Here is an 11,345-nt window from a genome sequence, read left to right as displayed (position 1 = left end):
AGCTTATATTTTTTTACAAAGTTCAACATTCAATTAAAACATAGTAAATAAAAAAAGTGACTATCTAACAAAAATTTTGTTAGATAGTCACTTTTTAATCTCTAATAAAATCTGTTCATCTTACTCATTGCCAATAACTTTGATACTCCTGTCTTTTCCCATTCTTCAACCTGTTCAATAGCTTCTTGAGGAGTTTTTCCTAATCCTACAAGTACACCTGATAAAATAAATTCCTGATATAAATGTTCTGGATTAATTCCTGCCTTAGCTTCTTCCAATGCACGATTAACTAATGGGGTAATATATTTAACCCAATCATCAGGAGTAAAGTTAGATTTGTTTTGCATTTCACTTCTGTTCATAGTTACAGTATTCATTCTATTATTTGCTTTAAGTATCCCAACTTTAGATAGGGTACTTAAAAATTTAGGTACTCCATGACACGATTTGAATTGTTCTGTTAAATCTTTACCTGCTGTAAGTCCAAAATGTGTTCCGTTAGCCCAAACTGCTTTTTCGCTTAAATCATAAACTATACCTTCTATGGCCACATAAGCAGGTTTTCCGTTACTTCCATCATATTGTGCTAATTCTTCTAATGTAAATTCTCTTTGTTCTCTATAATTATCTCCTATAAGTTCTCTAATAGTTTTGACATCAAAATATATAGACATATCTACCTCGCAAATATTTTTCTCTATATTAGTATAGTTTAAAACTAGTAAATGTTTAAATATTCTTTTTTAAATTCTAAATATCCATTTTTTCTCAATTTACAAGCTGGACATTTTCCACAACCATTACCTATTACTCCATTGTAACAAGTTAAAGTTTCTTCTTTAACGATATTAAGCACACCTAAATCATCAGCCATTTTCCAAGTTTCTGCTTTATTAATCCACATTAATGGTGTAAGGATTTCAAACTGATAATCCATAGCTAAATTCAGTGTAACATTTAAAGATTTTATAAATACATCTCTGCAATCTGGATATCCGCTAAAATCACTTTGAGATACGCCTGCTATAATAGTATTTACTCCTCTTTGCTTTGCGAATACTGCAACAAAAGTTAAAAATAACATATTTCTGCCATCTACAAATGAGTTAGGAACCCCTTCCTTAGGTGCATCTTTATCGACATTTATATCTTGTCTAGTTAGTGAATTAGGTGCTAGTTGATTTAATAAATTTAAATCTAAAATATGGTGTTCTACATCATATTTTTTACATATATCTCTTGCACATTCTAATTCTAACTTATGTTTTTGATTATAATCAAAAGAAACTGCTATAACTTCTTTAAACCTCCTTTTTGCCCAAAATAAGCAAGTTGTGCTATCTTGCCCACCACTAAATACTACTATTGCTTTTTCTTTATTCATTTATAGTACACCGTCCTTTTAATATGTATATATATTCTTATTGTCTATCCCATAGCTAGTATCTGTAATTTCATAACAGCTACACACTCATGGATAACGGTTTCTAAGCCTCAGAATAGGTTTAAAAATCCATATGAGGCTAAAAACCTTATTTATAAAGCATCATTAATTTGTTATTTAAAATTGGGTCAGTATTAAATCTTCCTCTTAGAGTAGTTGATATTGTTCTAGCACCTGGCTTTTGTATTCCTCTAGTAGTCATACAACCATGTTCTCCTTGTATAATAACTGCTACATCTTCTGATTCAGTTACTTTTTGCAATACTTCAGCTATATCTGTTCCTATTCTTTCTTGAAGCTGCAATCTACGTCCTACCATATCAGCTATTCTAGCTATTTTACTTAATCCAATAACCTTTTTATTAGGTATATATGCTATTGCAACTTTCATGTTATACATAAGTGCCAAATGATGTTCACAATGACTAAATATTTCTATGTCTTTCATAAAAACTATATCATTATTATTTTCTTTTATTAATAAATCATCTTCAAAAGTAGTATTAAACATACCTGCAATTTGATCATTACTGTAACACATTCCTTGAAAGATTTCTTCGTACATTTTAGCTACACGTTTAGGAGTATCCTTTAATCCTTCTCTGTCAGGATTATCACATAAAGCTATTAAAATTCCCCTTATATGTTCTTCAATTGCTTTTATATCGATTTCCATATTATACACCCCTCTTGCTTGGTTCCCATATAACCTTATGAAGTTGTATTTGTAAATTAACTTTATTCATATTATTTTCTTTCATAAATTCTACTATATCATCCATATTAATTTCCCTAAATACAGGACTAATATATACACTAGTTTTATCCACAAGGTTATAAGTATCTATTATGTATTTCGCTTTTTTTAAATCTTCAATGCTACCTGATACAAATTTCACTGTATCTTTATTAGTTAAATATTTAAAATTCTCTAATTCCATTTTACCTTCCATATTACTTGAAGGAAGTTTATAATCCATAGTAAAACTTGGAGGATTTTCCATAGTTAAAAACTGATCTATCAATACACTTCCATTAGTTTCTATTTCAACATAAAGTTCATTATCTTTTAATAATAGTTCTAATAGCTCTATTATTCCTTCTTGAAGAAGAGGTTCTCCTCCAGTTAAAGTTATGTTTCTAACTTTTGTTGATTTAATATATTCATATATATCATTAGAAGACATTAACTTATAAGAAACATTTTTTTCATTTGCCCAAATTGTATCACAATAGCTACAATTTAAATTACATCCTGCAAATCTTATAAATACTGCTAATTGCCCACAAAGGCGGCCTTCTCCATTAATGCTAACAAACTTTTCAACTACTTTAAAATTCACTTTAACACCCCTCACTTTCTTCATATACAGCACTATTGGTAGGAGTCTCATAAACTGTAGCTCTTTTTACGTTATATCCCTTGTTTTTCATTGTTTTAAAGAAAAATGCTGCAAAGTTTTCAGCTGTTGGCCTAAAATTAACGTCTATTACTTTAAATCCATCTTGTTTTATACAGTTTAATGTTTCTTTCCTCATAGTCCCTTCTTCTATAATCAATGCATGATCATAATAATCTACCATATCTTTAACATCTTTCTTTAAATCCCCAAAGTCTATTAACATACCATCAAGTTGCCCACCTTTTACTAAGGTTTCTGATTGTATTTCAATTTCAACCTTCCATCTATGTCCATGAATATTTCCACATTTTCCTTTATATCTAGCAAGAAAATGGGCACTATCAAAACTATGTTCTGCTTTTAAAATATACATAATTATTTCCTCCAATAACCTATTGAATATTTCTTCAAATCTATGTTTTTAACATAGCACCTTACTCCCATAATAGCAGCATCCAATTGCTCCATTAAATTGTGGCTGTTTTACTTCTACTACTTCTTCATAATCATTTTTTAGATATTTTTTTATTGAAGTATTGGTTGCAACACCACCAGTTATAATTAATTTTTTTCCTTTAAATTTACTTAAAAGAGGGCATAGTCTTTTATAAAGAGAATAATTAACTCCTGCACATAATCTTTCTATACTTACACCTTCCGCTATTTTTCCAATTAACTCTGATTCAGAAAATACTGCACAAGTTGAATTTAGATCAATGGGATTTTCTGAGTGTTTACTCATTTCATCAATAGATATTTCAAGCACATTAGCCATATTTTCTAAGTATCTTCCACAAGAGGCAGCACATTTTTCATTAAGTTCTAAATCTTCAATAATGCCTTTCTCTACTTTTATCACTTTAACATCCTGACCGCCTATATCTAAAAGTATAAAATCTTTTAATTCAGTTTGATAAATTGCTCCATAAATATGAGCTTTTAATTCATTTATAGGAGTAAAAAGTTTTAAATCCGTATTATTTTTTCCATAGCCTGTTGAAACAGCTTTATCAATTGGTCTTATATTAAGCTTTTCTAAATCTACTATTACCCTACCATCAAAACTGCAATAATCTCTATAAAAGCTCATGGTACTTATCTTTTTCATTTCTATTATCTTATTGTCATCCATTAAAGCAATTTTAACTTCCCTACTTCCAAGATCTATTCCTAATATTCTCATTCTTTAATCTCCTTTAAATCCAATAGCATATCAAGAAAAGCTTCTAATCTAAGTTTTGTTCTTGCATCTAATGTATTTAATTTATCGCCTTCAATATTCAATATTGGAATATCTAATTGCTTTTTTAAGACTATATCCTCAACTGCTCTATGACAAAAAGCTTGAGTGTAATGAATTATTCCATCTAATTTTCTATCTCTAATTTGCTTTTTTAATTCCATAATTCTAAATTCAGTGTTATAAGGATAAGTGTAATCATAATATTGCTCAAATATACTTACTGCTTTATCTACTCTAGGAAAAGCAAATTCTCTTTGCACTTCATTATATACAAAATGAGCATTTAAATTTTCAACAAATTCATATATATCACTAGTCATAGGTGGAACACCTATATATCCTAATCTTAGTTTTTTATTTAGTTGTTCTCTTTTCTTTATATCGTCAATAACTTTTTTTAAATCTGCTTTAAAAACATTTAAGTCTCCATTAAAATCACTTAAACTTACTTGATATAAATGATTTTCAAATCCACTAGCTTTATTATGTATATATGTTAATTCATCAATTTGTTTTGATAATTGCCTAATTTCATTTAGTCTTTTTCTAACTATTTCAATTTCTTCAAGACTTACATTAAAGATAGTCATAAACTTTCTTATTTCATTTTCTATATCTTCTATTTTATGACTATGTGGAAATGAAAATGGATAAACCTTAATTCCTTTTAATTCAAGTACCTCAATAAGAACTTTAGTATTAGAACAGTCTCCTTCCATAACTCCAACTATTTCTTTAATATCATTTTCTATACATGCGCCATAAATTCCCTTTATCCAAGCGCATAAACTTTTAGGAAACCCATCTATTTCTGCTATATCTATGTATTTTGAATAATCAGTAGAGGTTATAAAAATGTTATTTAAATCTACAGGTGTATATCCTGCTGCAATAAGAACCTCTACTGGAACTGTTGTTGTTAACCCTATTTTTTTCATAATCAAGACCTCCTTACATATTGATAAAGGGCATAAACTATATAATTATTCTGTCCAACTTTACTTATACATATATCAACATTCTACTAAAAAATAGGCTACTAATTAATTTTTTTGCAAATAAAAAAGGGCAAAAACCGCCCTTAAACAAAAAAACTACCTATACGGGTAGTTACGCCCTAGTTTTGTTTATAGACAGGATGGTTACACGAACTGTCTTTATTATTTAATACGTGTACAGTGTACTATATGCTCTTTAGTAAGTCAAATTTAATTAAAAAACTGCGATAATATTAATATAGGATTAATCATATTTCTTAACTCTTATATATCAACACTCTAATAATCCAATATTTTTTATTACTAAAAATTTTTTTGTTGCATCATTTAATCACTTTTACATTCTCCCTTTATTGGCATATATTCTAATAAACTTTTTATATAATATCTATTAAAAAATATAGTATTTAATAATAATGTGAAATTTTGTCGAAATACTTTTAAAATATACTTTTAGCTTTTTAAATATTGTGATATTATAACTTTATAAAAATTTTATAATAAGATGTAATAAACTAATAAAAAAATAAGTTAATTTATATGTAATTTTAATACATATGCCGCTCTTAATCTTAATACATATATGTATTATATTACCAATATATAGATTGCTTTTTATAATATATAAGTCTTATTTAGAAATACATATAATTTGTTTTTCTATATTTATTTTACATAATTTAAAACATATATTCCGGGGGGAATAAACATGGATATTTTTTTGATTATAGGTGTTATTACAGGTCTTCTTGCAGTAGTTGTAGGGATGATTGTAAAAGGTGCGAATGTTGCAGTATTATTAAATCCTGCTGCAGCTATTATAATTCTTATTGGTACTACTGCTGCAGTAATGAACTCTTTTCCGAAAAAAGAGTTTCTTTCAATTCCTAAAATTATGGGTGTTCTTTTTAAAGAAAGAAAAGGTGAAGATCCAGTTTCAATTATAAAACAACTTGTTGAAATATCGCAATTAACTAGAAAAAATGGATTATTATCGCTTGAAGGTACAGTACAAAAAATGGAAAACAAATTTATGAAAAAAGGTTTAGAAATGGTAGTGGATGGTTTAGACTCAGAAGTAATAAGAGATACTTTGGAAATGGAGATTGAGAGCACAGAAGAAAGACATCGTAATGGTGCTGCTATTTTTACAGCAGCAGGTGGTGCTGCACCAACACTTGGAGTTTTAGGAGCAGTTGTTGGTTTAATTGGTGCTCTTGGAAACTTAAATGATACTGAAAAATTGGGTCACATGATAGCGGGAGCATTCGTTGCAACGCTTTATGGTATTTTCGTTGGTTACGTAGTTTGTCATCCTTTTGCCTCTAGACTAAAAAGAAAATCTCATGAAGAAATAAGTAATATGTATATTATATTTGAAGGGGTTTTAGCTATTCAATCAAGCGCAAATCCAAAGAGTATTGAAAGAAAACTAGTTGGTATGTTACCACCAAAAGATAGAGCTGAAATTGAGAGAATGAATAATTAAACTTAAATCAAAGGAGAATAAGGATGAAAAAGAAAAAAGAACATCATGAAGAACATGTTGACGAAACATGGCTTATTCCGTATGCAGATATGCTAACACTTTTATTAGCTCTCTTTATTGTTATGTTTGCTATGAGTAAAGTAGATAACCAAAAGCTACAACAAGCTAGTGAACAATTCAGCGTTATTTTTTCAGGTACTAACAGTGCAATGAAAGGCGGAAACCCCGCTATGTCTACGGAGGAAGCTAGTATATCAGAGTCTAATAATTCTACAATTGAAGACGGAAAAATGAATGAAGTAAAGCAAATGTTAGAGAAAGAAATTAGTCAACAAGGATATTCTGATAAAGTTAAGGTTGATCTTAATGAAGGTGGATTAGAAGTTTCAATACAGGATGTTATACTTTTTAATTCAGGTGATGCAGATGTGTTAAAAAATGTACATCCATTACTTTTAAAAATTTCTGGCATGCTTCAGGGTCTAGATAATGATATTAAAATTGTAGGACATACAGACAATGTTCCAATTAATAATACTAACTTCCGTTCTAATTGGGATTTAAGTGCAATACGTGCTATAAATGTAATGAATTTTATGGTTGGTTCAGGAGGCATTAAACAAGAAAAAATATCAATTCAAGCTTATGGTGATCAAAAACCTAAATTTGATAATTCTACAGATGAAGGTAAAGCTAAAAATCGAAGAGTGGAAATTTTTGTAGGTCGTAAGTACCCAGCAGAAAAGAAATAATAAAAATCAACCATATAAAAACAAGGAAGAACACTTAAAGTTCTTCCTTGTTTTTATATATTTATACTATATTATTATATTTATGTTTATCTAAAATAACCAATGTTTTTGTTAATTCCTCCACATGTTCCTTTTCATCTTTAGTTATTTCTTTTATAAGTTCTATGGCCTTTTCATTTTCTAGATTTTCAATAAAAAATTCATATAATACTATAGCTTCTAGTTCACCTTTTATAGCATCTCTTATATGAGTAAGTAAATTGCTTTTACTTCCCTTACCATTATATTCTTTATATTTTTCCTTTGATGATATTTCTAGATGTTCATCTACTTCAGCCTTTACTGCTGCTTGCTCTTTATCTACACTTCTTAATGCTTGCAAAAACAGTCCATAATGCCTTTTTTCTTCCTCCATTATATGATGGAATATATCTTTTACTTCTTTATTATCAGTTAAACTTATAAAATAACTATAATCATTTATTGCAACTATTTCAGCAATCATTCCTTCTCTAAAAAAAGTTTCAATATTTTTTAAAATTCCTTGTGGTTGTCTATTTGTAGTGTAACTCATAAATATCTCCTTTAATCAATTACTTATTAATATTTTATTAAAGCAAATACCTATTGTTACACTTGGTCATAATATTAGAATGTGTTTTAAATCAATATTAATGAATTATCATATCTATAGTATAATAAGCATAATCTAAATATTGGATATTTATTTTTATAGCATTATAGTAAAATCTTTAATATTTATTTATGAGCTGGCCATTTGCATTCTGTAAATTGTATTTCTGTAAACACAGCATTAAATGAAGATTTTTCCGGACTACAAGCATATACTCCTATACGTATTTCATCACTTGCTTTAAATAAATGGAAAATTCTCATTTGTTTAAAATTAACTCCGTCATATGAATTTTCAATACAATAATCATTTTCACGGCGACTAAGTCGATAATACATTTGTTTGTATTTTGCAGAAATATCAGTAGTTGCCCAATCCGAATAACCATAATTAGTTACTACACTTCCAAGTCTTTGGTATTCTTCATTTTGATATTCAATAGATGCTTTAAACCAATTATCACTATCTTGGTAAATTATAACACCACATTGATCAAAACGATGATTACTGTCAAATTGAGTTTTCACTACAAAAGAAAATTTTTTTTCATTTGTGCTAACTAACAATGCCGGTGCATTATTGTTTTGAAATCCATAATAAGTTCTTTGCCAAAGATCTGTTCCTGGCTCAGTTTTAATAACAATCTTTTCATCTGATATAATATATGTTTTGGGTTCAAAAATCCAAGACGCTTCATTATTTTTAAATAACATTATTTTCCCTCCATTTAGTATTATTCTTCATCTATAATTCTTATAACTCTACAAGGATTTCCTACAGCTACTGCATTATCTGGAATATCTTTTGTAACAACACTTCCTGATCCAATTACTGCATTTCTCCCTATTTTAACTCCTGGATTTATAGTTGTTCCTCCACCAATCCAAGCTCCATCTCCTATTTCAATAGGATGTGCATACTCTAGCCCTGAAATTCTTTGTGAAGGTGATAATGGATGTCCTGCTGTAAAAATATTCACATTAGGACCTATAAGTACATCCTTTCCTATTGTTACTTTAGCACAATCTAATATTGTACAATTATAATTTACATAAGAATTTTCACCCCAATGAATATTGTATCCATAGTCACATCTAAAAGGTGGTTCTATATAAAAATTTTCACCCACATATCCAAATAGCTTTGCAATTAGTTCATTTCTTTTTTCTACTTCACTCGGATGTAATGAGTTAAATTCAAAAATCACCTCTTTAGCATGTTGTCTTTCAGAAAATAGATCTTCTCCAAGAGCTAAATATAAGTCTCCATTTAACATTTTTTCTTTTTCAGTCATAATTAATTCTCCTTTAATATATTCTAATTTATAAATAAACTTTACTTATTTTGCTTTTGTTTCTTGCAAAATATCTCTATAATGATATTATATTTAATAAAAGTAATATATACTTGCAATAAATTGATAATAAATAACACAAAACTGACATTAATGGTGATAAAATGATAAAAGATAATTGTAGAGAAAAAAGAGAACATGGTAGTTTTTTACTACCGCTAGGCATATATAATGTTTCCTTAGGTAATATTGAAAAATCAATAACAGCACATTGGCATAATGAACTAGAATTAATTTTAGTTTTATCTGGACAATTTAATTTAAAAATCAATGCAGATTCTTATACTTGTAAAAAAGGTGATATAATCCTAATAAATAGCGGATTTCTTCATTATTTTAGTACTGAAGAAAATCATTCTAGCACTTGGAATTCTATTGTTTTCAATATGGAACAATTAAATAGCAATATTATTGATAATTGTTCCGTTAACTTTATAACTCCTATAATAAATAATGAATTTGAACTTCCAGTAATTATTAATAAAGATTCTCTTATTAATGATGAATTAAAAAATATAATATTAAATATTACTGATACTTATAATTCAAAATATTATGGTTTTGAACTAGAAATCAAATCATTGCTTTTTAGATATTTTTCTCTTCTATTTAAATTTAATTTGATAAAAAAGAAAACAAATAATACATATTTAAATAAAGAAAAAATTGAAAAAATTAAAATTATACTCAAATACATACAAGAAAATTATAATAAAGAAATAGATATTAATACACTTTCTTCTATATGCCATTACAATCAATATCACTTTATGAGATTTTTCAAAAAGTACACTGGTAAAACCTGCATTCAATTTATAAAAAATTATAGATTAGAAAAAGCTGCAAATTTAATTTCAAATACTGATTTATCTATAACTGAAATATCATTAGAAGTTGGTTTTAGTAATATTTCTTATTTTATAAGAAGTTTTAAAGAAAAGTATAATGTAACCCCTAAAGAATTCAAAATAGGCTTTAAATAATAAAAAAATAGTAGCTAATTTATAAATTTAAGACTAGCTACTATTACATATATTTTTATATTTGTCTATCATAATGGAATTTATACTATTATATAGACTCTTTTTTACCTGAGTTCATCTTTCATAAATAAATTTAACTCATTAGAAAATCTAATATATTCCATCCATTCTTCGTATTAGCCTTGTACAATTCTGTATAGCCACATTGAGAACAAGAAATTGTAATAAACTTCTTATTTTGAATATCAAATATTTTAGCAAAATTTCCACCAGTTGCTTGAAATTGATCACTTTCGTATCTATTGCATCCGCATTTTGAACAAACATATTGACGTTTTTCCATAGTATCCTCCTGAATTTTCTCATTTTAAATTATTATACTAATATATTAACATAGCTAATTTACATGTTTCCTTAATCTATTCTTAAATTTATGTTTATAAATAATTAATAGTTACTAAACTGTATTCTTTGATAAAAACATTAATATATGATAGAATTAATTTAACCCTTACTTTAAGGATATTCCTGAGAGAAAAGGTAACAATTAAAAAAATGTTCTGAAATACATGAGGGTTTTACCCAAATGAGAAGGCGAATATATAATTAAGTATGTATCTCTATGCCTTTTTTGCATAGAGTTTTTTATTTTTGTGCCAAATTTGTTTTATATAAATTTTAAAATGCATATTAATAAAAATTCAAAGTTCATTATCACATTATGAATTTTGTTATTTACTTAATATTTAAGAAGGGATGGATATTTATGGATACAAGAATTGCTTTAATAGGCATAATAGTTCAAGATACAACTGTAACTGAAAAAGTAAATACTATCTTGCATGATTATAATAAATATATAATTGGAAGAATGGGACTTCCTTATAAGGAAAAAAATCTTGCCATTATAAGTATTGTAGTTGATGCTAGTAATGATATTATAAGTTCATTATCAGGTAAATTGGGTATGCTTAAAGGCATAAATGTAAAAACTATGTATTCAAAAACAAATTAATCCCTATTAACTTTAATGTTGTCAGAACAG

Annotated in this window: 15 protein-coding genes; 4 read left to right on the top strand and 11 right to left on the bottom strand. The window is 27.4% G+C overall.

Annotated elements, in window-relative coordinates; all coding sequences use genetic code 11:
* Positions 1-101: 101 nt before the first annotated feature.
* From NG901_RS02405 to NG901_RS02375, 7 genes are all read right to left on the bottom strand, one after another.
* Positions 102-674, bottom strand: coding sequence for a cytochrome b5 domain-containing protein (locus tag NG901_RS02405; RefSeq protein WP_252212154.1), 573 nt, complete (start codon positions 672-674; stop codon positions 102-104).
* Between the two features lie 44 nt (positions 675-718).
* Positions 719-1,384, bottom strand: coding sequence for a 7-cyano-7-deazaguanine synthase QueC (gene queC, locus NG901_RS02400; protein WP_252212153.1), 666 nt, complete (start codon positions 1,382-1,384; stop codon positions 719-721).
* 148 nt (positions 1,385-1,532) lie between these two features.
* The gene (gene folE / locus NG901_RS02395; RefSeq protein ID WP_252212152.1) at positions 1,533-2,120 is read right to left on the bottom strand and encodes a GTP cyclohydrolase I FolE; all 588 of its coding nucleotides are present in this window, start codon (positions 2,118-2,120) and stop codon (positions 1,533-1,535) included.
* 1 nt (position 2,121) lies between these two features.
* Positions 2,122-2,787: a putative 7-carboxy-7-deazaguanine synthase QueE gene (gene queE, locus NG901_RS02390; protein WP_252212151.1), complete on the bottom strand. Its 666-nt coding sequence runs from the start codon at positions 2,785-2,787 to the stop codon at positions 2,122-2,124.
* A 1-nt stretch (position 2,788) separates the two neighbouring features.
* Positions 2,789-3,220, bottom strand: a complete 432-nt coding sequence (queD, locus tag NG901_RS02385) for a 6-carboxytetrahydropterin synthase QueD (RefSeq protein WP_252212150.1) — start codon at positions 3,218-3,220, stop codon at positions 2,789-2,791.
* A gap of 48 nt (positions 3,221-3,268) precedes the next feature.
* A complete protein-coding gene (locus tag NG901_RS02380; RefSeq protein WP_252212149.1) occupies positions 3,269-4,030 on the bottom strand; it encodes an acyl-CoA dehydratase activase in 762 nt (253 codons plus the stop codon).
* Entirely contained in the window at positions 4,027-5,028 is a 1,002-nt protein-coding gene (locus NG901_RS02375) for a 2-hydroxyacyl-CoA dehydratase family protein (protein ID WP_252212148.1), read from the bottom strand. Before NG901_RS02375 ends, NG901_RS02380 begins: the two co-directional genes overlap by 4 nt.
* A gap of 769 nt (positions 5,029-5,797) precedes the next feature.
* On the opposite strand from NG901_RS02375, the gene motA reads away from it, so the two are divergent.
* Both motA and NG901_RS02365 read left to right on the top strand, forming a co-directional pair.
* A complete protein-coding gene (gene motA, locus NG901_RS02370; RefSeq protein WP_252212147.1) occupies positions 5,798-6,577 on the top strand; it encodes a flagellar motor stator protein MotA in 780 nt (259 codons plus the stop codon).
* Between the two features lie 23 nt (positions 6,578-6,600).
* Positions 6,601-7,329, top strand: a complete 729-nt coding sequence (locus NG901_RS02365; protein WP_252212146.1) for an OmpA/MotB family protein — start codon at positions 6,601-6,603, stop codon at positions 7,327-7,329.
* A 61-nt stretch (positions 7,330-7,390) separates the two neighbouring features.
* Here the strand turns inward: NG901_RS02365 and NG901_RS02360 are convergent, their stop codons facing one another.
* The 3 genes from NG901_RS02360 to NG901_RS02350 all read right to left on the bottom strand — a co-directional run bounded on the left by NG901_RS02360 (position 7,391) and on the right by NG901_RS02350 (position 9,257).
* Entirely contained in the window at positions 7,391-7,903 is a 513-nt protein-coding gene (locus tag NG901_RS02360) for a ferritin family protein (RefSeq protein WP_252212145.1), read from the bottom strand.
* Positions 7,904-8,088: 185 nt separating this feature from the next.
* Positions 8,089-8,676 (bottom strand): DUF1349 domain-containing protein, encoded by a 588-nt coding sequence (locus NG901_RS02355; protein ID WP_252212144.1) that lies wholly within the window; start codon positions 8,674-8,676, stop codon positions 8,089-8,091.
* 20 nt (positions 8,677-8,696) lie between these two features.
* On the bottom strand, positions 8,697-9,257 hold the full coding sequence (locus NG901_RS02350) for a sugar O-acetyltransferase (protein WP_252212143.1): 561 nt from the start codon (positions 9,255-9,257) through the stop codon (positions 8,697-8,699).
* A gap of 164 nt (positions 9,258-9,421) precedes the next feature.
* Here NG901_RS02350 and NG901_RS02345 point away from each other — a divergent pair, with 164 nt between their 5' ends.
* Complete coding sequence (locus NG901_RS02345; protein ID WP_252212142.1) at positions 9,422-10,300, top strand: AraC family transcriptional regulator; 879 nt, start codon at positions 9,422-9,424, stop codon at positions 10,298-10,300.
* A gap of 133 nt (positions 10,301-10,433) precedes the next feature.
* On the opposite strand, the gene NG901_RS02340 is transcribed toward NG901_RS02345, so the two are convergent.
* Positions 10,434-10,643, bottom strand: a complete 210-nt coding sequence (locus tag NG901_RS02340) for a zinc ribbon domain-containing protein (protein ID WP_252212141.1) — start codon at positions 10,641-10,643, stop codon at positions 10,434-10,436.
* Positions 10,644-11,066: 423 nt separating this feature from the next.
* Here NG901_RS02340 and NG901_RS02335 point away from each other — a divergent pair, with 423 nt between their 5' ends.
* A complete protein-coding gene (locus NG901_RS02335) occupies positions 11,067-11,315 on the top strand; it encodes a TM1266 family iron-only hydrogenase system putative regulator (RefSeq protein ID WP_252212140.1) in 249 nt (82 codons plus the stop codon).
* Positions 11,316-11,345: the final 30 nt, after the last annotated feature.

The sequence above is a fragment of the Clostridium sp. CMCC3677 genome (genome assembly GCF_023845585.1).
GTDB lineage: Bacteria > Bacillota > Clostridia > Clostridiales > Clostridiaceae > Clostridium > Clostridium aquiflavi.
Note: the sequence above shows the minus strand (reverse complement) of the source record. Positions and strands in the feature narration are given on the sequence as shown.

What these genes read in the sequence shown, in the direction of transcription:
- NG901_RS02340 (WP_252212141.1), bottom strand. Translation starts at nt 10,643, where the DNA reads ATGGAAAAACGTCAATATGTTTGTTCAAAATGCGGATGCAATAGATAC.
- folE (WP_252212152.1), bottom strand. Translation starts at nt 2,120, where the DNA reads ATGGAAATCGATATAAAAGCAATTGAAGAACATATAAGGGGAATTTTA.
- NG901_RS02365 (WP_252212146.1), top strand. Translation starts at nt 6,601, where the DNA reads ATGAAAAAGAAAAAAGAACATCATGAAGAACATGTTGACGAAACATGG.
- NG901_RS02355 (WP_252212144.1), bottom strand. Translation starts at nt 8,676, where the DNA reads ATGTTATTTAAAAATAATGAAGCGTCTTGGATTTTTGAACCCAAAACA.
- NG901_RS02360 (WP_252212145.1), bottom strand. Translation starts at nt 7,903, where the DNA reads ATGAGTTACACTACAAATAGACAACCACAAGGAATTTTAAAAAATATT.
- NG901_RS02350 (WP_252212143.1), bottom strand. Translation starts at nt 9,257, where the DNA reads ATGACTGAAAAAGAAAAAATGTTAAATGGAGACTTATATTTAGCTCTT.
- queC (WP_252212153.1), bottom strand. Translation starts at nt 1,384, where the DNA reads ATGAATAAAGAAAAAGCAATAGTAGTATTTAGTGGTGGGCAAGATAGC.
- NG901_RS02335 (WP_252212140.1), top strand. Translation starts at nt 11,067, where the DNA reads ATGGATACAAGAATTGCTTTAATAGGCATAATAGTTCAAGATACAACT.
- queD (WP_252212150.1), bottom strand. Translation starts at nt 3,220, where the DNA reads ATGTATATTTTAAAAGCAGAACATAGTTTTGATAGTGCCCATTTTCTT.
- NG901_RS02345 (WP_252212142.1), top strand. Translation starts at nt 9,422, where the DNA reads ATGATAAAAGATAATTGTAGAGAAAAAAGAGAACATGGTAGTTTTTTA.
- NG901_RS02405 (WP_252212154.1), bottom strand. Translation starts at nt 674, where the DNA reads ATGTCTATATATTTTGATGTCAAAACTATTAGAGAACTTATAGGAGAT.
- NG901_RS02375 (WP_252212148.1), bottom strand. Translation starts at nt 5,028, where the DNA reads ATGAAAAAAATAGGGTTAACAACAACAGTTCCAGTAGAGGTTCTTATT.
- NG901_RS02380 (WP_252212149.1), bottom strand. Translation starts at nt 4,030, where the DNA reads ATGAGAATATTAGGAATAGATCTTGGAAGTAGGGAAGTTAAAATTGCT.
- motA (WP_252212147.1), top strand. Translation starts at nt 5,798, where the DNA reads ATGGATATTTTTTTGATTATAGGTGTTATTACAGGTCTTCTTGCAGTA.